Here is a 19,714-nt window from a genome sequence, read left to right as displayed (position 1 = left end):
GAAAATGAAACCTCCCGTGCCTATCTTCCTGACCTGCACGGTGTGCGGTCATGTGCATTCGGAGACCCTTCAGGACCTGGTCTCCGGAAAGCTGCCACTGCCGTTGCTTTGTCCTGCCTGCCACCATGAGCTTGCCGTCGACCGGGAATGGATCGCCGATCAGGCTGAACGCATGGGGCTCACGCAAACGGCGCGATAGCGCGCCGTTCCTGCGGGGCATGTGGTCCTTGACCGTTCAGAACTCCTGTACCGTCGGACGCAGGACGATTTCGTTGATATCCACGTCTGCCGGCTGCTCGATCGCGTAGGCGATGGCGCGCGCCACAGCCTCTGACGGAATCGCGATCTGGTAGAAGTCCTTCACGAACTGCGCGCTGGCCTCGTGGCTGCTGCCCAGCTTCAGTTCGGAGTCGACCGCGCCCGGCTCGATGGTCGTCGTGCGAATCGCGCCGCCCACTTCATGGCGCAGCCCTTCCGAGATGGCCCGCACCGCGAACTTGGTGCCGCTGTAGACCGTGCCGCCGGGGCTGAATACCTTGATGCCCGCGACGGAGGCGATGTTGATGAAGTGGCCGCTGCCTTGCTGCTGGAATACCGGCAGCGCCGCGGCGATGCCATAGAGCACGCCCTTGATGTTGATGTCGATCATGCGGTCCCATTCGTCGACCTTCGCCTCGCTCAGCGGTGCGATGGACATCAGGCCCGCGTTGTTGACCAGCACATCGAGCTTGCCGAATACGCGCACGGCGGTGTCGATCAGCGCGCGCACGTCTTCCTGGCGCGTCACGTCGGTGGGCACCACTTCCACCTTGCCGCCTGCCGCGCGGATTTCTTCCGCGATGGCGGCCAGCCGGTCCGCCCGGCGCGCTGCCAGGACCACCGACGCACCGCGCGCGGCCAGGTAACGCGCCGTGGTTTCGCCAAGCCCGCTGCTGGCGCCCGTAATGACGACTACCTTGCCTTCGATATTCGTGCTCATGTCATCTCCTTTCAAAGGAACGTTGATGCGATGAAGCAAGTATCGGTTGCCGGGCGCTTGCGGAAAATGGAAATGTTAAGATTTCAGAATTCCTGAAACTGGAATCGAGACATCATGCTCAACCGTCTTGAGATGCTGCGCATCTTCGTCGCCGCAGCGGAAGCCGGCAGCTTCAAGCACGCGGCGATCCGACTGGGCATCTCGCCACAGGCGGTCACGCGCGCCGTCCAGGAACTGGAACGCATCCAGGGAGAATTGCTCTTCCACCGGAACACACGCCAGATCCGCATTACGGCGTTCGGCGAGCAACTGGCCGCCCGGGCGCGCGACGGCGTCATGCAGGTTGACGCGCTGTTCGCGCCACGCAGTGATCCGGAAGGCCCCGACTTCACGGGCGTGGTCCGGGTAACGGCGCCCAAGGCGCTCGGCCGCATCGGCGTGCTGCCTACGCTGGCCAGGCTTGCGCTCCGGCATGCCGGGCTGCGCATCGAACTGGACCTCAGCGACGTGCCGGCGGATGTGGTGGATGAGCGGATCGATATTGGCGTGCGCCTCGGCTTCGTGCGCGATAGCCGTTTCGTGGCGCGCAAGGTGGCGACGCATGCCTTCCACGTCGTGGGCGCACCGGGATTGATCGACCGGCTCGGCCGGCCACGGCAGATCCAGGACCTGGAGGCACTGCCCACCACCGTGATGCAGGATGTCACGACCGGGCGGCCGTGGCCCTGGTTGTTCGCGCGGGGCCAGCAGTACACGCCCTCGGCTCCTGCCTTCACCAGCAACGATTCCGAGGCCGAGCGCGATGCGGTGCTGTCAGGACTGGCCTTCGGCCAGCTCGCGGGAATCCTGGCGGACGAGCATATTGCCGCCGGCAGGTTGGTGCCGGTACTGCAGAAGTACGCGCCGGACCCATGGGGCCTCTTTGTCTATCGTCCGCAGCGTGGGCCCGTTCCGCCACGCGTTCGCCTGGTGTTCGATGGCCTGGTGAACGCGCTGTCGGGAGGGTATCAGGACGGCGACTGAGTGCCTTGCCCGGACCGGGCGCTCGCAGGGCGACGGGCCTTTAGTTGCTGTGCCCGCTTTGCATCGGTCTGAGTGACGACGCCAGCCTCCTGGCCGTCCAGGTCTACCCGTTTAGCCCCTTCGACCAGGCAAGACCAATAGCGTGCCCCTTTGCACCAGGTACGAATCGCTTCGCGCAATTCCTCCTCGGTCAAGGATAGCGCCGCCGCATGCTGCCTGAGATCCTCGAACGTGCCGACCTTGAGCGGCACCTTGGGAGCAGGGTTCTTCGGGAAGGCTTTGGGAAAGCGCTTCTGCAGCCGGGCAATGGAATGCACCACCGGATCGACCGGTTTCGCGGGCGTTTCAGCGCGCGTATTCTTCTTGCGCTGTGCCTCTGCCTTTGACTCGGCCTGTGCCTTCTTCGCCAGTTGTTCTTTCAGTGCTGCCAGTTTTTCAAAGCCCATGGTATCTGCCGTTCTGTATTCGACGGGATTGTAGCAAGGCTGCGCCGGCCGCCTTGCATCGCGTCAATCTGGGGACTTCGCGCTGCCGGTGCGCGCGTACAGGTAACCCTCTGCCAGCAGCTGGTCGTAGGCAAGCATCACCGTATTGCGCGATAGCCCCAGTTCGGCGGCAAGGTCGCGTTGTGGCGGCAGGCGCGTGGCCGGTGCGAGGCTGCCGTCCTGTATCGCGCCGCGGATGCATTCGTAGCGGCCCCGGTTGAGCGGCTTGCCCAGCGCTGTCGGGCCTTCAGGGCCGAGGCGCTGGAGAGCAGGTCGCCGCAGATCGACTTCAAATTGGCACCATCGGATTTGTCGAAAGTGGTACTGGATTATAGGGCCAAAGCCGGCTGAAATGGCTGGCATCGCTGTGCTCTTGCCGGAGGTACCCGATGCGCTCGGCGGCACCTTCTTCGCGCCGACGGTGCTGGCCAATGCGACAGCGTCGATGCGGGTGGCACGCGAGGAGACCTTCGGCCCGCTGGCACCGCCGTTCCGCTTCAGTACTGATGAGGAGGTGGTGGCGCTGGCCAACGATACCGAGTCGGGCCTGCCGCTTACTTCTTTTCGCGCGACATGGCGAAGATCTGGCGCGTGGCGCAGGCGCTCGAGTACGGCATGGTCGGCATCAATACCGGGCTGATCTCGAACGAGGTGGCGCCGTTCGGCGGCGTCAAGCAATCGGGGCTGGGCCGCGAAGGCTCACGCCATGGCATCGACGAGTACCTGGAGACCAAATACCTCTGCATGGAAGTCGAATAACAACGATGGGGTGAAGGACACCCCCCACCAAGGGCGGGGCCATGGCGCACCCACGCAGTGCGCCGGCCCCATGGAGACGAGACAGTCCGGCAATTGCCGGTGCGAGGCTGACGACTCCGGTGCAAGACCTGCGCAAACTTCCAGGAAAGGGAAGGGGGCGGGCGGGACGCGCGCCGGAACCGGCCCGACGCCAATGGCACGCATATTGCGGACCGGGAAGTGCCATTCCTCCCTGTGAGCGGATGACATTTCTTCTATCGACGAGGGTATAAACATGCGATTCACTGCTATCCGCGGTCTGCTTGCAGTCACCATGCTGGCGGCCTCTTCCCTGGCACTTGCGCAGGGCGCCCGCGACTGGCCCAGCCAGCCGGTGCGTATCGTCGTGCCGTTCCAGGCCGGCTCGGCCACCGACCTGATCTCGCGGCAGATCGGCCTTGGCCTCGGCAAGGAATATGGCCAGACCTTCGTGATCGAAAACCGGCCGGGCGCCGCTGCCATGATCGGCAGCGAAGCGGCTGCGCGTGCGCCTGGCGATGGCTATACGCTGCTGATGTCCGGGCCGGCGTCAATGGTGACCAACCGGTTCCTGTACAAGAAGCTCAGCTATGACCCGGATGCGTTCGAGAAAGTGGCGGTGGTCGCGGTCACGCCTAACATCCTGTTGTCCAACCCTTCGCTGCCGTTCAAGGCGCTCCCCGAGATGGTGGCCTATGCCAAGGCCAATCCGGGCAAGCTGACCTATGCCTCGTTCGGTGCCGGCACCACCTCGCATATCGCCGGCGAGATGCTGAAGGCCGCGGCCGGTATCGATATCGTCCATGTGCCGTACAAGGGCGCCGGCGAAGCGATCCCGGCGCTGCTGTCCGGCCAGGTGTCGATGTATTTCGACACCATCATGACCGGCCTGCCCTATGTGAAGGCAGGCAAGCTGCGTGCGCTCGGCATGTCCACCGCGAAGCGCTCGCCGAACGCGCCGGAGATCCCGACGATCGCCGAGCAGGGCTATGCCGGTTTCGATATCGCGCCCTGGTACGGCATTGTCGCGCCCAAGGGCACGCCGGCCGACGTGGTCAGCAAGCTCAATGTCTCGATCAACAAGCTGCTCAAGTCACCGGAGTTCCGCGAGCGGCTGGCGGCCACCGGCGCCGAGCCGCGCGGCGGCAGCGTCGGCGAATTCAGCGCGATGGTCAGCGCTGAGATCCCGCGCACCGAGAAGCTCGTCAAGCAGTCCGGCGTGACTTTGCAATAGCCGGCGTGCCGCAACCCCGGGGAGCCGCCAGCGCGCCCATTTACCTGTTCTGAATGGAGTTCCCGATGTTGCCTTTCGACTGGACCTTTCCCTACCCGTCGCAGAAGATGCCGCTGCTGGCCGCCAACGCGGTCAGCACCAGCCAGCCGCTCGCCGCGCAGGCAGGGCTGCGCATGCTGTACGAAGGCGGCAATGCCATCGACAGCGCCATTGCCAGCGCGATTGCGCTGACCGTGGTGGAGCCGGTCATGAACGGCATTGGCGGGGACATGTTCGCGCTGGTCTGGCACGAGGGGCAACTGTACGGGCTCAATTCCAGCGGCCGTGCGCCGGCGCGCTGGACGCCGGAGCATTTCGCCGGACGCGACACCATGGCCGAAGTGGGCTGGGACACCGTCACCGTGCCGGGCCAGGTTGCGGGCTGGAAGGCGCTGTCGGCCCGCTTCGGCAAGCTGCCGTTCGCGCGGCTGTTCGCGCCGGCCATCGAGTACGCGGAACAGGGATTCCTGGTGTCGCCGCAGATCGCACGGCAATGGGCCGCGCAGGTGCCGGTGCTGGCCGGGCAGCCTGGCTTTGCCAAGGCCTTCCTGCGCGACGGCAGGGCGCCGCAGGCGGGCGAGCGCTGGCGCTTCCCGGAACAGGCCGCCACGCTGCAGCGCATTGCCGAGAGCGATGGCGAGAGCTTTTACACGGGTGAACTCGCCGCGCGCATCGTCGCGTTCGCCGAGGAAACCGGAGGCGCCATCCGCGCCGACGACCTGGCCGCGCATCGCGCCGCGTGGGTCCAGCCGATGGCGCAGCAGTTCCGCGGCTACACGCTCCACGAAATCCCCCCGAACGGGCAGGGCATTGCCGCGCTGATCGGCCTCGGCATCCTGGATCGCTTCGATGTGGAAAGCATGGGTTGCGACAGCGCCGACTTCTATCACGTCAGCATCGAGGCGATGAAGCTGGCCTTTGCCGACCTGCACCGCCACGTGTCGGACCCGGCCACCATGCAGCATACGCCCGCCGCCTTCCTGGACCCGGCCTATCTTGCGGAGCGCGCGGCGCTGATCGACATGAAGCGGGCCGGCGCACCGACTGCAGGTATCCCGAAGAGCGGCGGTACCGTCTACTTGTCGGCAGCGGATGCTGCGGGTTCGATGGTTTCCTATATCCAGTCCAACTACCGTGGCTTTGGCTCTGGCGTGGTGGTGCCCGGCACCGGCATCGCGTTGCACAACCGCGGCGCGGGTTTCAACCTGAAGCCCGGCCATGCCAACTGCGTGGCGCCCGGCAAGCAGCCGATGCACACCATCATCCCGGGATTCGTTACGCGCAACGGCGCGCCGGTGATGTCGTTCGGCGTGATGGGTGGCTCGATGCAGGCGCAGGGCCATGTCCAGATGATGGCGCGGCTTGCCGCCTTCGGCCAGAATCCGCAAGCCATGAGCGATGCCCCGCGCTTCCGCGTGGAGCATGGGCCGGTGGTCCATGTCGAGGCGCATCTGCCGCCGGACGTGGTCGCAACTCTGCGTGGCATGGGCCATCGCGTCGAGGTGGCGCCGCGCGACAGCCTGGAGTTCGGCTCGGCACAGCTGATCTACAAGGCGCCGAATGGCTATATTGCTGCTTCCGACTCGCGGCGCGACGGACAGGCAGTGGGGTTCTAGGCGGGGAGACGCGACGATGGCCGGTGCAGATCGGCTGCAGGCCAGACTTCGGCACAGCACGAATGAAGAGACATCTGATTGCCTTGCGAAACGCCGCCGGGAAATCATCAGACGTGCTCCGAGAAACCTCGCCCTTCAGGGCGGAGAGTGAAAGGAGTGCCGCCGGCGCGAGAAGATCGGGAATCCACGTCACCTTGGCCAACTCGAGCAAGCCCTTGCCAGAGCGCAGCGTGCGCGCAAGAGGCGACAGGTAAGGAACCTTCACGCCCGCATCACCAACGCGCGGCGTGACTTCCTGCACAAGCTCTCGCATCGCTTCGTGCAGGACTTCGACTACATTGCGGTGGGGAATGTGAACGCCGCCGGCCTCGCCAGGACCAGCATGGCGAAGTCAGTCCTCGATGCGGGCTGGTCGTCCTTCCGCACAATGCTCGCGTACAAGGCGATTGCGCACGGCGCGTGATACGAGGAAGTCGACGAACGTTTCACCACCCAGGTTTGTTCTTCGTGCGACGCGATGCCGCCGAAGAGGCCGAAAGGTATCGCAGACCTTGGAATAAGGCGGTGGGTATGCAGTGAATGCGGTGCTGTACATGATCGCGATGTGAACGCTGCGCTAAATGTCCTTGCCCGATCGGGACATCGATCGCCTGCAGAGGGAATCTCCTCCCTTTAGGGAGGAGAGGATGTCAAAATGGCGGGCATGTGTGCAAAGCGGCTGATCCCCATCCTGTACCTCGCCCTGCTTTCCGTGCCGACTTACGCGGAGCGGGTGACCGTCAGTATCGAGAACTTCAGCACACCAGTTTCGTGTGCGGAGGAAGACAATGTCTCATTCGCGCTTTCCGCTGCCGCAGTCGGGAAGTTCCGGATCCAGGCATTACATCCCCCCTATGTCGACGCCATCCGCACCGACAGCTCCGCGCCTGATTTCTCCGGCTGCAACTTGGGTGAGGCGCCGCACCCGACCGATCCGCACCATGTTTTCGTGCCGCGCACGACCAGCCTTTATGACGGCAAGAACATTGCCATTGTCGGCATTACGTTTGCAAGTTTCTGGCGGCCACACAGGGTGCCGGTCACGGTCGCGGGCAGGCCGGACGATGGCTTTCACCTGATCCAGGTGTTTCACAAATCCGGCCGGACGCGTACTGAGGTCCTGGTGCTCTATCCCGCCGATGGCTACTGGCGGGCGAAACCGTTGCCGGCGCGCCATCTGGGCGTCAATGTGTATGGCTCATCGTTCCTGCTGGGGCCGATAGAGCAGGACGGGCGCCCGGTGGTCAACATCGCGCGGATCGAAATCGAGCCGGAGCCCTTGTCTGTCAGGCTGCATTTCACGCGCGGGGGCCAGACCACGGTCACGGTCACTGAGATCAGCGACCTGCGCACCGCGCTCGATGTCCGGTTCCAGCCGGCCTCCGACGCCAAGCGACCCTTCGCAATGCTGCGCTCGATGTATGTTGCCGACGACAACGCAGACGCAAGCGAGGCCACCTGGTGGACCGGGCCGGCAGGTGAAGTCCGCAGGAAGCCAGTGATGGCCGTCTCCTCGATGCAGGCGACTGCGGTGCGATTCGGCCGCACAGTCTGGTCGCGCCACAACAGCAGTGCGCCTGACTTGATGTTCGACGCCTTCGAGGCGCCTGCAGCGGAGCCCCTGAGGCCAACAGACAAACGACTGGACTGAAATGCCACAGCCCCTTGAGGAAGTGGCCGCACCTATGCAAGATCGGCACTTACTTCCACCCCGAACTCAAAATGCCGTCGCTGTCGCGCTGCCATTGGCGCTGATATTCGTCCTTTCCGGCTGCGCAGCCGTGTCCGGTCCCGCATGCACTGCCAGCGAGGAACGCGCGATCAGCGAACTGATGTACTTTGGAACGGCGAAGCCCGACGGTGTGGTGTCGGTATCCGAATGGGAAGCCTTCCTGCAAGCCTCGGTGACGCCGCGCTTTGCGCAGGGCTCCACGGCCTGGCCGGCTTCAGGCCAATGGCGCGGCGCCGATGGCGGCGTGGTTCGCGAGGCCTCGTACGTGCTCAGCGTGGTGCACGCCGCGGACGAGCGCAGCGAAGCCGCGGCGCGAGCCATCGTCGGCGAGTACAAGACCCGCTTCCAGCAGGAAGCGGTGCTCCGGGTGCGCAGCCCGGTTTGTGTATCGTTCTAGCCCAGTGCGTCTGAGAAAAATCTTGGTTGGGCGTCACCATGCTGTTGCCGCGCCGGGCAGACGCACCTGCCCGGCGCGGCGTGCACTATGCTGAATTGGTTCACGCCCGCCGCGCTTACCGGAGATCAATCATGTGCCATCGCCTGTCCGTCTGGCTGGCCGCCGCAGCGGCAGCCCTGCTATGTGCCTGTGCCACCCTCCAGCCCGTGGAGACCGCCCAGAAGATGCTCGGCAGCCCGCAGAGCGCCGTACGCGATACCTTCGGCGCGCCCTCGGAGACATACCAGCTCGCCAACGGCACCAGCCGGTGGATCTACTCGAAGCAGCCGCTCGGCTTCGACGTTTACGCAGCGGACTTCGACGCCAGCGGCAAGCTGACCAATTTCCGCCAGATGCTGACCGAGAAGGAGATCTACGAGGCCCGCCCTGGCGTCTGGACCAAGCAGGACGTTGCCGAGCGCTTCGGCCGCCCCCGCGAGCCGATCCAGTACTACCCCCTGATGAAACGGGAGGCCTGGTCCTACAGGCTCTACGCCGGCGCCTATCAGCCGGCGCACTTCAGTGCCTATTTTGACGAACGCGGTGTGCTGGACCGCACGATGATCATCGTCGACGCAATCGGCGGCGACACGCGCGACAGCGGCAAGTAGGCGCTGCCCGCCTTGCTCCACAGGGTTTCCTCCCCGTCGCAGCGCGGGGAGGTTGACACTTCATGGCCGGCTTTCCGTCCTCGCTCCGGCGGTGCAGTTCGGCTTTGCTTTGAAGTGATTAATGAGGCATATTGGTAGCGATCTGATGCGATTGCCCCGCAAGCTGTTTCCCATGGCCGCACTGCTGGCCTCACTTGCCGCCGTCGGCCAGGCGCCCGCGGCTCCCTACCCGGAACATCCTGTCGAACTCGTGGTGCCAAGCGCGGCTGGCGGTGGTACCGACACCGTTGCTCGGGCCTTCAGCGAAGCCATGCGAAAGTACCTGCCGCAGCCGCTGACGGTGGTGAACAAGCCAGGTGCCAGTGGCGCAATTGGCATGACGGAAGTGGCCCGCGCCAAGCCGGATGGCTACAAGGTCGGCATCATCATCGCGGAAGCCGTGATCGTCCCGCATCTCGGGCCGACCACCCTCGACGCCGCCCAGCTGGTGCCGATCGCACGCCTGAATGCCGATCCGTCCGCCATCACGGTCAAGGCCGACTCGCGCTGGAACACCATCGAGGCGTTCCTGGAATATGCCGCGGCGCACCCGGGGGAGGTGCAGGTCGGGAATTCCGGCCCGGGCTCGATCTGGCACCTGGCGGCGACGGCGCTGGAGGACAAGGCGCACGTCAGGTTCAATCATGTGCCGTTCTCCGGTGCGGCGCCGGCCCTGGTGGCGTTGATGGGCGGGCATATCGACGCGGTGGCCGTCAGTCCCGCCGAGGTATCCGCCTATGTGGCCGCAGGCAAGGTGAAGACGCTCGCGGTGATGGCCGAGCAGCGTGTCAGGGGTTTCGAGAACGTTCCGACGCTGCGTGAGCGCGGTATCGACCTCTCGATCGGCACATGGCGCGGCCTGGCCGCGCCCAAAGGCACGCCGCCCGAAGTGCTTGATGTTCTGGCGGCCGCCAGCCGCAAGGCGGTGGCGGATCCTGTCTTCGTGGCGGCGCTGCGCCGGCAGAACCTGGGCATTGCCTATGCCGACGCGGCGACGTTCAAGGCGATGATCGCGGCAGACAACGCGGTGATGAAGGCACTGGTGGCCAAGACCAACCTGCGGAAGTGAGGCAGCGAGTCCGCATCAATCAGCAGAGCCAAGGGCGGCAGGAAGCTTAAGACAGGCGGCCAATCTCCTCAAGCAGCGCCGTCTCCATCGCCTCGATCGGCACGCGTGCGCAGCCGGTGTAGAACTCGACCTGGGCGCACGCCTGGTGCAGCATCATGCGCGTGCCGTCGATGGTGCGGCAGCCAAGCGCGGCGGCATCCCGGATCAGCTTGCTCCTGACCGGGATGAAGGCAGCGTCCATGACGTGCAGGTGTGCGGCTAGCTGTCCGGCGACCGGGTTGACGTCGGGGGCCCGAAAGCCGGCGGCGGTCGCGTTGGCGAGCATGTCGAAGTCCGCCGCGCGGAAGTCCGTCAACCCGCCGCCAAAGCGCAGGCCGAGCGAGGCGGCCAGTTCCTCGCCGCGCGCCGCGGTGCGGTTGAACACGGTCACGCTGGCGCCGGCCTCGCGCAAGCCATAGGCCATCGCCCGCGCCGCGCCGCCCGCGCCCAGCAGCGCAATGCGCTTGCCGGCCACTTCAGTCACCTCCTGGAACGCCCGGACGGCGCCGATGCAGTCGGTGTTGTAGCCAGTCAGCACGCCATCGATATTGTTGATGGTGTTGACCGCGCCGATGGCGCGGGCGGTCTCGTCGAGATGGTCGAGATGCGCGATCACGGCCTGCTTGTGCGGCATCGAGACATTCATGCCGCGCACGCCGAGCGTGCGGATCGACTGCACGGCGCCGGGCACGTCCTGCACCCCGAAGCACACAAAGGTGTAGTCGATCCCGAGCGCCCGATAGGCGGCATTGTGGATGCGCACATTGAAGGTGAAAGGCTCGCCCATGATCGAGCCGCACAGCGTGGGAATGGAACCGGGCATTTGGGGTTGTCCTTGCGGGGAAAATCAGGCGGCTGCCTGGACGGCAATGGCCGCCAGGTCGAAACGCGCGGCGGGTTGCCGCCCGGCGAGCGCGTCCAGCAGGTTGCGCGTGGCGAGATCGGCCATGGCACGCCGGGTCTCATGCGTGGCCGAGCCGATATGGGGCAGGGCTGTCACCTTGGGATGGCTGCGCAGCGGTGAATCCTGCGGCAGCGGCTCGGTGGCGAAGACGTCCAGCCCGGCCGCGCGCAGGTGGCCGCTCTCGAGCGCCGCGAGCAGCGCGTCTTCCTGCACGATCTGGCCGCGGGCGCCGTTGACGAAGATGGCGCCCGGCTTCATCAGTGCGAACTCGCGCCGGCCCATCAGGCCGCGCGTGCTATCGGTCAGGGGCAGCGTGACGGCGACGATATCGGCTCTGCGCAAGGCATCGTCGAGTTCCGTCCGGGTGGCGCGTCCCACGAGGTCGGGCGGGTCCGCGGCGGTCTCGTTGACGTAGAGCACCTCCATACCGAAGCCGAGCGCCGCGCGTCGCGCCACGGCCTGGCCGATGCGTCCGAAGCCCAGGATCGCCAGGGTCTTGCCGTGCACGTCCCAACCGAACAGGCTTTCGCCGATATTGGCGGTCCAGCGGCCTTCGCTTACGTGGGCCGCCAGCTCGACCAGACGCCGGCTCGTGGCCATGATGAGCGCGAAGACGGTGTCGGCGGTGGTCTCGGTGAGTACGCCGGGCGTATGGCACAGGGTGATGCCGCGCCGGTGCAGGCAGGGGAGGTCGTAGTTGTCGACTCCGACGGAAATACTCGAGATGACCTCCAGCCGGCCGGCGTCGGCCAGTTCCACGGCGCCGAGCTTCACGCTGGAGCCGATCAGGCCATGGGCATTCGTCAGCGCGGCGCGGAAGGCCGGCCGTTGTGCCGGCTGGCGCGGGTCGGCCACGATCACGTCGTGCTCCGACTCGATCCTGGCAAGCAGGTCGTCAGGAATCGGGCGGAATACCAGAACATTCTTGCGCATGGGAAATCCTTGCAGTGGCTTCACAAACTGGCGGCCGCCAGCTGGGCATGGGTCGGGAGGCCTTCGGTATCGCCCCGCACCTGCACCGCGCGGGCGCCGATCCAGGCGCCGCGACGGACGGCATCGCCCACCGGGCGGCCCTCCAGCAGCGCGCTGATCACGCCCACGGCAAAGCCATCGCCGGCGCCAACGGTGTCGACGACACGCTCGACGCTGAATGCCGCGACATGGCCGGTGCCAGCCTCGCCATCGAAATAGGCGCCGTCGGCACCAAGCTTCACCACCACCAGCCTGGCGCCGCGCGCACGGTAGAAGGCGGCAATGCGTTCCGGCTCGGCATGGCCAGTGAGGAAGCGGCCTTCCTCGATGCCGGGCAGCACCCAGTCGCACTGCTGCGCGAGGTCGTTCAGCGTCTCCCGCATCAACTCGGGCGTGGCCCACAGCGTGGGCCGCAGGTTGGGATCGAACGAGATCGTGCGGCCGGCGGCGCGCATGGTGGCGATGGCCTGGCGCGTGGCGGCCTGCGTGCTTGCGGCCAGCGCGGGGAACACGCCGGTGACGTGCAGGTGACGTGAGCGCCGCAGCCACCTGTCGTCAAGGTGCCCCGGGTGCATGCGGCTCGCCGCCGAGCCGCGGCGGTGGTATTCGACGGGCGGATCGCTGCCGTCGTCGACCCGGCCCTTGAACTGGAAACCGGTGCGCTCACCGGGCTCGCACACCACCTGGCTGCAATCCACGCCTTCGCGCTGCATTTCACCGAGCAGGTAGCGCGCCATCGAGTCATCGCCCAGCCGGCTGGCCCATCCGACCTTCAGGCCCAGGCGCGACAGGCCGATGGCTACATTGGTCTCGGCACCGGCGGTGCGCTTGTGGAAGGTCTGCGCGCCTTCGAGCGGCCCGGCCTCGCCGGCGACCAGCATCAGCATCGCCTCGCCCAGCGTGACTACGTCAAGATCGGTGCTCATGCGGGAATCTCCACCGAACGCAGCAGTTCGACATGACGGCGCGTGACCTGCACCAGGTCGTCGCCTTGCAGCGGGAATTCGATCGCACGCGCAACGTGCGTGGGCAGGCGGCGCAAGACGCTGCGCCATGGTGCCGCCGACTGGTCCAGCGGCACCGCGATCCATTTGGCGGGCGTGCGCTGCACGCCTTTGCAGTGCACGTAGCCGACGCCGGCGCCGAGGACCTGCGCGGCGTCGAGCGGGTCTTCGCCGGTCCAGTGCCAGTTGCCCATATCGAAGGTCATCGGTACGCTCTCCCCGAGCGCCGTGATACGCGCGAAGAAATCGCGCAGCGGCGGTACGGTGCCGGCTTGGGCGGTCTGGTCGTTTTCCACGACGAGTTCGATGCCATCGTGCTGCAGCCAGGGAAGCAATGCTTCCAGCGCCGTGCCTTCCCGATAGCCGCCAAGCGACATCTTGACCCGGGTCGCACCGAGCGCCAGCGCGGTCGTGAAGGCACGGTCGAGCGCGGCGGCATCGAGGCTGCCTGCGTCATTCCAGAGGCCTTCCGCGCTGGACCAGACCACGCTCAGTCCATGCTCCCCGGCGGCCTCGCGCTGTTCAATGACTTCATCCTTGTGCCCGCGCTGAAGTTCGCCGCGGAATTCCACGCCGTCCGCGCCGGCTGCCGCGGCAATCCGTGCCAGCGCAGCCTGTCCGTCGCGCAGGGCGAGGTCGGCGCCATAGGCCGTCAGCGAGATCAGCACCGGCGGGCGCGAAGAACCATCTGCTTGCCACTGGCTCATTTCAGTGCTCCCGCGCTGAGGAATTGCTGCAGCTCCGGTGTCCGCGGCTGCGCGAACAGCGCCTTCGACGGCCCCGCCTCGTGCACCTTGCCCTGGTGCATGAAGATGGTGGTATGCGCCATGCGGCGCGCGAACTCCATCTCATGCGTGACCAGCACCATGGTCATGCCGGAGGCGGCCAGGTTTTCCATGACCCGAAGCACTTCCGCCGTCAGCTCGGGATCGAGCGCGGAGGTGACTTCGTCGAACAGCATCACCTTGGGCTCCATCGCCAGCGAACGGGCGATGGCCACGCGCTGCTGCTGGCCGCCCGAGAGCTGCTCGGGATAGCAGTCCTTCTTGTCGAGCAGGCCGACCTGGGTCAGCACCTGGTCGACGATGCCGTCGATCTTGCTTGCGGCCATCTTCTTCACGATGGACGGCGCCAGCGCGATGTTCTCGCCCACGGTCAGGTGCGGAAACAGGTTGTAGCTCTGGAACACCATGCCCACGTCGCGGCGCAGGTCGAGCAAACGCTTGCGGTCGTGATCCAGCTTGTGCCCGGCGACAGTGATGTTGCCGGCGTTGATCGTCTCCAGGCCATTCAGGCAACGCAACATGGTGCTCTTGCCGGAGCCGCTGCGGCCGATGATGGCGACCACCTGGCCCGGCTCGATCGCAAACGATACGCCCTTCAGGACTTCGACGGAGCCATACGACTTATGCACGCCTTGTGCTTCAACGATTGACATGGAGCCTCCTTTCCATGCGCCGGGCCGCCGCCGAAAGCGGGAAGCAGAGCGCGAAGTAGATAAGTGCGACGACGACGAAAACCGCGAAGGGCTGGAAGGTCGCGTTGTTGATCAGTTGGCCGGCGCGGGTCAGTTCGATGACGCCGATGATGGAAGTGATCGAGGTGTTCTTGACCAGCTGGACCGAGAACCCCACCGTGGGCGGCAAGGCCAGCCGCACGGCCTGCGGCAGCACCACGTAGCGCAGTTGCTGCCAGCGGGTGAGGGCGAGCGCTTCGCTGGCTTCCCACTGTCCTTGTGGCACGGCCTCGATGCAGCCGCGCCAGATCTCGCCAAGGTAGGCGCTGGCGTAGATCGACATCGCCAGCATTGCCGCCACCATCGGCGACAGCTTGAGCCCGAGCACGGAGAGTCCGTAGTAGCTCAGGAACAGCACGATCAGCACCGGCGTCCCTTGCACGACCTGGATATAGACCGTGCTGGCAAGGCGCAGCAGCGGGCTTCTGGAGGTACGCGCCAGCGCCACCAGGAAACCGGCCAGCGTGCCGCCGACGAAGGCAAGCAAGGTCACCCACAGCGTCCAGCGTGCCGCCAGCAGCAGGATTTCAAGATGATTCCAGGAGAACTCGGTGATCATTTCGCGCTCCCTGCAACCGCTGCCGTCAGTTCCGCCTGCGCCAGCGGCACGACCGGGGCCGTGCGGGCCAGCTTTCGTGCGCGCGCCACCACGCGGCGCCGCTTGAACACCAGGTTGCCGAGCAGGCCGAACATGGCGCGCAGCAGCAGTGCCAGCCCGATATAGATGAACATGACCAGGATGTAGCTCTCGAAGGTGCGGAAGGTCTGCGAATCGACATGGCTGGCAACCGCCGTCAGCTCTTCCACCGAGATCGCCGACACCACGCTCGACGTCAGCATCATCAGCGTGAACTGGCTGGTCAGGGCCGGATAGACCTTTTCGAAGGCCGGCACCAGCGCGACGTGGCGGATCAGCTGCCAGCGTGTCATGCCCAGCGCGGCGGCAGCTTCGAGTTGCGAGCGGTGAACCGCCTGCAGGCCGGCCCGGATGATTTCCGTCGAGTAGGCGCCGAGGTTGACGGTCATCGCAATCACCGCGGCGGTGACGGCATCGATCTGCAGGCCCACGGTCGGCAAGCCGAAGAAGATGATGAAGAGCTGGATCAGGAAGGGCGTATTGCGGATCGCCTCGACGTAGGCCCTGGTGGCACGCTGTAGCCACGGACCGCCGAATGCGGCGGCAATGGCGCCGGCGGTGCCGACCACGGTGCCAAGCAAGATCGAGCCGAAGCTGAGCGCCAGCGTTATCGCCGCGCCTTCCGCGAAGCGATCCAGCTGCGACAGCACCGGGGTCCATTCAAATTGGTAGTTCATGTGGGTCTCCTGGCACGCCGGCTGGCGCCGGCGCGCAACCTCAGACGGCCTGGTTCAGAACGCTTGCAGCGCGGGCAGCGCCTTGCCGGTCCACTTCTGCGCAATGGCGTCGAGTTCGCCGTTCAGCTTGACGTAGGAGATGGTGGTGTTGAGCCATTGGCGCAGCTCGAAGGCGTCCTTGCGTACGGCCATCGAATTCGGTTGCACCGAGAACGCGAACTTGGCGTCGAACTTGCCGGCGCCGCGCGCCTTCATGATCTCGTTGCCGGTGGTATTGGGCAGGGCAATGGCTTCGACCTGGTTGCTGATCAGGGCCTGCGCGCAGGTGGCATCGTCCTCGAAGCGGACGATGTTCATGCCGGGCACGGCCAGGCGGGTCAGCGCGGTGTCCTGCGTGGTGCCGCGCGTCACGCCCACCTTCTTCTTCCCGAGCTCAGTCAGCTTGGCGTACTTGGCAGCGCTGGGCGCGAAGATGGTCAGCTCAAACGCGCTGTAGGGCGCACTGAACATGATGGCCCGCGCCCGCTCGGGCGTCGGCGCCAGCGTCGCGACCAGGAAATCGACCTTGCCGGCCTCCAGCGCCGGAATCCGGCTGGGAGAGGTGAGCGGAACGATATCGACCGGCACGCCCAGGTACTTGCCCAGCAGGTTGGCCACGTCGACGTCATAGCCGGCGGGTTTGCCGGCGGCGTCCGTGGTGCCGAAGGGCGGGGCACCGGTCACCACGCCGATGGTGACCTTGCCCTTCCTGACGATCTCGGCGACGGTCTGCGCCTGGGCGGTGAAAGCGGCGCTGGTCAGGACCAGCAGAGTCAGCACGGGCGCGGCTACGCGGCGCAACAAGCGTTGGACGTTCATTAATGTCTCCTGCACGTATATGGGGTGTGTCGCTGGCGTCGCAGCGTTGGCAAGCACCGTCTTGAAACCGGTTTCAGGATTATAGGAAACCGGTTTCAGGGATCCAGCAGTGAAAACCCTTACGGGCAATGCCGCGTTTGGCCTGAGGTGGAAATGGGCAGGTTCACGCACCCGCTGGCTGGGAGCAGCGGGCCTAGAGGCGTGGATCAAGCGCGCACGCCGGACGGCGGCGGGGAGGGATTAGCCGCGGCGGGTGGACCCGCGCGTGACCAGGGTGCCGGGCAGCAGGACCCGGCGCGGCGGCAACTGCGCGCCTTGCAGGCGTTCGATCAGGCAGTTGGTCGCAACGCGCCCGATATCGTCGGTGGGCTGGGAAATGGCGCTGAGGCCAGGCCCGACCAATGCGGCCCATTCCGGATCATCGAAGCCAATCAGGCCAAGGTCGGTGCCGAGCTGCCACCCCAGTCTGGCGGCCGATGCGGCCACGCGCAGCGAGATCACCGCGTTGGCCGCCAGCACCGCAACGGGCGCCTGGCCGGCACGACGGCGCAGGTCGCGCAGCGCTTCATCCAGGGCATCGTTGTCACCCCGGTGCGCTTCAAAAATGGTCCCGCCAAGCGAGTCCGCGTGTTCGGCGATGTAACTCTGGAAGGCCCGGGCCCGCTCATTGCGTGAGCTGATGGCCTTGATCGGCTCGCTGATGAAGAGCACGTGCCGATAGCCGGCATCCACCAAATGGCCGGCAGCTTCATGGACGGCGGTCAGGTTGTCCAGGGCCACCAGGTCCACTTCCGCATCGCCGACCTTGCGGTCGACCAGTACGACTGGCTTGCCCAGCTGCGCCGCATCGGCCAGGGCGCCCGCGTCGTGGCCCAGCGTGTGCAGGATGAAGCCCTCGACCCGGTAGGCCGACAGCGAGCGAATCGCTTCGCGCTCCAGTTGCTCGTCATTGCCGAGGTTGAACAGCATCACCATATAGCCGGCGTCCCGGCAGGCCTTTTCCACGCCACGCAGCACGGCCACCGAGAACGAATTGGAAACATCCGCCACCACCAGCCCGATCAGGCGCGACTTGCCGCGCTTGAGCCCCTGCGCCATGGGGCTGGGGCTGTAGCCGAGCGCGCGGATGGCCGCGGCCACGCGCGCCTCCACGTCCGCGGACAACTGCTCGCCGCCGCGGTTCAGGTAGCGCGATACGGTTGCCTTCGAGACGCCCGCATAGTCGGCAACGTCCTGGATGGTGAGTTTCTCTGCAGGTTTCAGGTCGGACGTCGGTCGGGTCACAGGGCGGGGTGGCATAGGGTTCGGGTCTTCGGTGAAACCAGTTTCACACCAGTTTCAGAATTATGCCTCGTGCCTGTCGGGATGTGCCAGCGTCTGCGAATTCCCCACGCGCTGCACCCCCGGCCGACCGTCCTCCACGACAAACGCCGCCTGCGTTCCGACCGGGCTGTCCACCCGCGCCACGTCCTCCACACCGCGCAGCGTGCTGGCCCAGCGTTCGGGCGTGACATCGACAACGGTGTAGCCGCGCTGGTCCGGCCGCGCGTGCAGGATATGCGGGTTCAGCGCCGCGATCCTGGCCGCGCTCCTCTCTACGGTGCTCCCCGACGCCGAAGCGATCGAGGTCGCGCAGAACTCGCTGGCGATCACACGAGACTTCGCGTCGTTGAAATCGGCCAGCACATTGCAGACATAGTGCTGGTGGATATCGCCGCCAATGAACACCGTATTGCGCGGTGCCGCCGCGACGATGCTGTCGAGCAGCCGCTGGCGCGCGGCGGGATAGCCGTCCCAGGTGTCGCTGTGAAAGGCTTCCGCGGGCAACGCCTTGTAGTTGCGCCGCGAGAAGATGGTCTGCTGGGCGATCGCGCTCCAGCGGGTCTGGTCGCGCCGGTCCTGCGCCAGCCCTTGCGCGAGCCATTGCTCCTGCGCGCTGCCGAGCATGGTGCGGCGCGGGTCGTTGAGCGCGCTGCACTGGTCCGGCGACACCGAGCCCTTGCGCGGATGCCCGGGCTCACGACAGGCCTGGATATCGCGATACTGCCGGTCGTCCAGCATATGGAAATCGACCAGGCGACCCCAGCGATGCCGCGCATGGATGCGCAGCGCGTCCGGCGTGCCCAGGCCGGCCGTGCCATGGACCAGCGCGCTCGCCCGGATCGGCATGTTCTCGTAGAACGCCTGGTAACCCGCGGTGCGCCGGGCGAGGAAGTCCGCCGCCGGTTCACTGCCCACGCGTGCCGCGTAGTCGTTCTGGACTTCGTGATCGTCCCAGGTGACCAGCCAAGGGCAGGTGCCATGCATGGCCTGCAGCAGCGCATCGCTCTTGTACAGCGCATAGCGGTCGCGGAAGTCCTGCAGGCTGGTTGCCCTGGGCAGGCTGTGCGTGCGCGGCAACTGCGCCGCGCCTGCCACCACCGCGTTCTCGTAGATGTAGTCGCCGAGGAACACCACCAGGTCCAGGTCTTCCTGCCGCATCTGCCGGTACGCCGCATAGTGGCCCTGTTCCCAGCGCTGGCAGGAAGCAAAGGCGAAGCGGACGCGCGGCGCCAGTGTATCGGCCGCCGGCGCGGTGCGGGTGCGCGCGGTAGCGGTCACCGCGTCACCATGCATGAAACGGTAGAAGTACCAGCGGTCCGGGCGCAGCCCGCCGACTTCCACATGGACGGAGTGGCCCAGCTCCGGCAGGGCCTGCGCGTGCCCGCGGCGCACGATCCGCCGGAATCCATCGTCTTCGGCCACTTCCCACTGGACTGTCAGCGCGCCCTGCAATGGGGTGATGCCGCGGGCATCGGCTTGCGCGGTGCCCGGGATGGCCCCGTCGAGCAGGCGGGTCCACAGCACGAATCCGTCGGCAGCGGGCACGCCGCTCGCCACACCAAGCGCGAACAGGTCGCGCTGGCGCAGTGTGGCCGATCGTGCCCAGCGGGGCAGGTGCGTGGCGAGGCCGGCGGCTGCCGTCAGATGAAGGAAGGTTCTTCGTTGCATGCCAGTACGGTGGGTTCAGGCGACCGAGGGCGGTGGA

Annotated in this window: 21 protein-coding genes and 2 pseudogenes; 10 read left to right on the top strand and 13 right to left on the bottom strand. The window is 66.2% G+C overall.

The features are described from left to right. The first annotated feature begins 16 nt into the window (after nucleotides 1–16). Entirely contained in the window at nucleotides 17–199 is a 183-nt protein-coding gene (locus K307_RS47835) for a hypothetical protein (RefSeq protein WP_155301161.1), read from the top strand. A 36-nt stretch (nucleotides 200–235) separates the two neighbouring features. Here K307_RS47835 and K307_RS15665 read toward each other — a convergent pair whose 3' ends face one another. Further along, on the bottom strand, nucleotides 236–979 hold the full coding sequence (locus K307_RS15665) for an SDR family oxidoreductase (protein WP_042879426.1): 744 nt from the start codon (nucleotides 977–979) through the stop codon (nucleotides 236–238). Between the two features lie 114 nt (nucleotides 980–1,093). Here K307_RS15665 and K307_RS15660 point away from each other — a divergent pair, with 114 nt between their 5' ends. Beyond that, nucleotides 1,094–2,002, top strand: coding sequence for a LysR family transcriptional regulator (locus tag K307_RS15660; RefSeq protein WP_042879425.1), 909 nt, complete (start codon nucleotides 1,094–1,096; stop codon nucleotides 2,000–2,002). On the opposite strand, the gene K307_RS15655 is transcribed toward K307_RS15660, so the two are convergent. Both K307_RS15655 and K307_RS46185 read right to left on the bottom strand, forming a co-directional pair. Beyond that, nucleotides 1,987–2,448, bottom strand: a complete 462-nt coding sequence (locus K307_RS15655) for a ProQ/FinO family protein (RefSeq protein ID WP_042879423.1) — start codon at nucleotides 2,446–2,448, stop codon at nucleotides 1,987–1,989. The two genes, K307_RS15660 and K307_RS15655, sit on opposite strands and share 16 nt — an antisense overlap. A gap of 63 nt (nucleotides 2,449–2,511) precedes the next feature. Next, on the bottom strand, nucleotides 2,512–2,850 hold the full coding sequence (locus K307_RS46185) for a GntR family transcriptional regulator (protein WP_230625705.1): 339 nt from the start codon (nucleotides 2,848–2,850) through the stop codon (nucleotides 2,512–2,514). Nucleotides 2,851–2,878: 28 nt separating this feature from the next. Between K307_RS46185 and K307_RS46180 the strand changes: the two are divergent. The 8 genes and pseudogenes from K307_RS46180 to K307_RS15610 form a co-directional block, all read left to right on the top strand. Continuing rightward, nucleotides 2,879–3,246, top strand: a pseudogene (locus K307_RS46180) (aldehyde dehydrogenase family protein); the annotation flags it as partial. A gap of 274 nt (nucleotides 3,247–3,520) precedes the next feature. Beyond that, nucleotides 3,521–4,498 (top strand): Bug family tripartite tricarboxylate transporter substrate binding protein, encoded by a 978-nt coding sequence (locus K307_RS15640; protein ID WP_042879417.1) that lies wholly within the window; start codon nucleotides 3,521–3,523, stop codon nucleotides 4,496–4,498. A 65-nt stretch (nucleotides 4,499–4,563) separates the two neighbouring features. Next, nucleotides 4,564–6,153 carry a gamma-glutamyltransferase family protein gene (locus K307_RS15635; protein WP_042879415.1) on the top strand — a complete coding sequence of 530 codons (1,590 nt, stop codon included), beginning with the start codon at nucleotides 4,564–4,566 and terminating at the stop codon, nucleotides 6,151–6,153. 169 nt (nucleotides 6,154–6,322) lie between these two features. Beyond that, nucleotides 6,323–6,829: pseudogene (locus K307_RS15630) on the top strand (RNA-guided endonuclease InsQ/TnpB family protein); the annotation flags it as partial. Nucleotides 6,830–6,856: 27 nt separating this feature from the next. After that, nucleotides 6,857–7,843 (top strand): hypothetical protein, encoded by a 987-nt coding sequence (locus tag K307_RS15625; protein WP_042882126.1) that lies wholly within the window; start codon nucleotides 6,857–6,859, stop codon nucleotides 7,841–7,843. Between the two features lie 130 nt (nucleotides 7,844–7,973). Further along, the gene (locus K307_RS15620; protein WP_230625701.1) at nucleotides 7,974–8,321 is read left to right on the top strand and encodes a DUF3574 domain-containing protein; all 348 of its coding nucleotides are present in this window, start codon (nucleotides 7,974–7,976) and stop codon (nucleotides 8,319–8,321) included. A 131-nt stretch (nucleotides 8,322–8,452) separates the two neighbouring features. Further along, nucleotides 8,453–8,971: a hypothetical protein gene (locus K307_RS15615; RefSeq protein ID WP_042879413.1), complete on the top strand. Its 519-nt coding sequence runs from the start codon at nucleotides 8,453–8,455 to the stop codon at nucleotides 8,969–8,971. A gap of 145 nt (nucleotides 8,972–9,116) precedes the next feature. Further along, nucleotides 9,117–10,079 carry a tripartite tricarboxylate transporter substrate binding protein gene (locus K307_RS15610; RefSeq protein ID WP_042882124.1) on the top strand — a complete coding sequence of 321 codons (963 nt, stop codon included), beginning with the start codon at nucleotides 9,117–9,119 and terminating at the stop codon, nucleotides 10,077–10,079. A 46-nt stretch (nucleotides 10,080–10,125) separates the two neighbouring features. Here the strand turns inward: K307_RS15610 and K307_RS15605 are convergent, their stop codons facing one another. From K307_RS15605 to K307_RS15560, 10 genes are all read right to left on the bottom strand, one after another. Continuing rightward, a complete protein-coding gene (locus K307_RS15605; RefSeq protein ID WP_042879411.1) occupies nucleotides 10,126–10,941 on the bottom strand; it encodes a shikimate dehydrogenase family protein in 816 nt (271 codons plus the stop codon). A gap of 24 nt (nucleotides 10,942–10,965) precedes the next feature. Beyond that, nucleotides 10,966–11,955: a 2-hydroxyacid dehydrogenase gene (locus tag K307_RS15600; protein ID WP_042879410.1), complete on the bottom strand. Its 990-nt coding sequence runs from the start codon at nucleotides 11,953–11,955 to the stop codon at nucleotides 10,966–10,968. Between the two features lie 20 nt (nucleotides 11,956–11,975). After that, nucleotides 11,976–12,920, bottom strand: coding sequence for a sugar kinase (locus K307_RS15595; protein ID WP_042879408.1), 945 nt, complete (start codon nucleotides 12,918–12,920; stop codon nucleotides 11,976–11,978). Then, on the bottom strand, nucleotides 12,917–13,705 hold the full coding sequence (locus K307_RS15590; RefSeq protein WP_051974916.1) for a sugar phosphate isomerase/epimerase family protein: 789 nt from the start codon (nucleotides 13,703–13,705) through the stop codon (nucleotides 12,917–12,919). The genes K307_RS15595 and K307_RS15590 overlap by 4 nt, the downstream gene beginning before the upstream one ends. Continuing rightward, nucleotides 13,702–14,436 carry an amino acid ABC transporter ATP-binding protein gene (locus K307_RS15585; protein WP_042879406.1) on the bottom strand — a complete coding sequence of 245 codons (735 nt, stop codon included), beginning with the start codon at nucleotides 14,434–14,436 and terminating at the stop codon, nucleotides 13,702–13,704. Before K307_RS15585 ends, K307_RS15590 begins: the two co-directional genes overlap by 4 nt. Then, complete coding sequence (locus K307_RS15580; protein ID WP_042879405.1) at nucleotides 14,423–15,073, bottom strand: amino acid ABC transporter permease; 651 nt, start codon at nucleotides 15,071–15,073, stop codon at nucleotides 14,423–14,425. The genes K307_RS15585 and K307_RS15580 overlap by 14 nt, the downstream gene beginning before the upstream one ends. Then, nucleotides 15,070–15,828, bottom strand: a complete 759-nt coding sequence (locus K307_RS15575; protein ID WP_042879404.1) for an amino acid ABC transporter permease — start codon at nucleotides 15,826–15,828, stop codon at nucleotides 15,070–15,072. The genes K307_RS15580 and K307_RS15575 overlap by 4 nt, the downstream gene beginning before the upstream one ends. A gap of 54 nt (nucleotides 15,829–15,882) precedes the next feature. Further along, the gene (locus tag K307_RS15570) at nucleotides 15,883–16,686 is read right to left on the bottom strand and encodes a transporter substrate-binding domain-containing protein (RefSeq protein WP_042879402.1); all 804 of its coding nucleotides are present in this window, start codon (nucleotides 16,684–16,686) and stop codon (nucleotides 15,883–15,885) included. A gap of 240 nt (nucleotides 16,687–16,926) precedes the next feature. After that, entirely contained in the window at nucleotides 16,927–17,985 is a 1,059-nt protein-coding gene (locus K307_RS15565; RefSeq protein WP_080745039.1) for a LacI family DNA-binding transcriptional regulator, read from the bottom strand. 45 nt (nucleotides 17,986–18,030) lie between these two features. Next, the gene (locus K307_RS15560) at nucleotides 18,031–19,677 is read right to left on the bottom strand and encodes an alkaline phosphatase D family protein (RefSeq protein ID WP_051974915.1); all 1,647 of its coding nucleotides are present in this window, start codon (nucleotides 19,675–19,677) and stop codon (nucleotides 18,031–18,033) included. Nucleotides 19,678–19,714 lie beyond the last annotated feature (37 nt).

The organism is Cupriavidus necator A5-1, from assembly GCF_000744095.1.
In the GTDB taxonomy this organism is placed as follows: domain Bacteria; phylum Pseudomonadota; class Gammaproteobacteria; order Burkholderiales; family Burkholderiaceae; genus Cupriavidus; species Cupriavidus necator_A.
The sequence above is the reverse complement of the archived record's forward strand: the minus strand, read 5'-3'. Positions and strand labels throughout refer to the sequence as shown.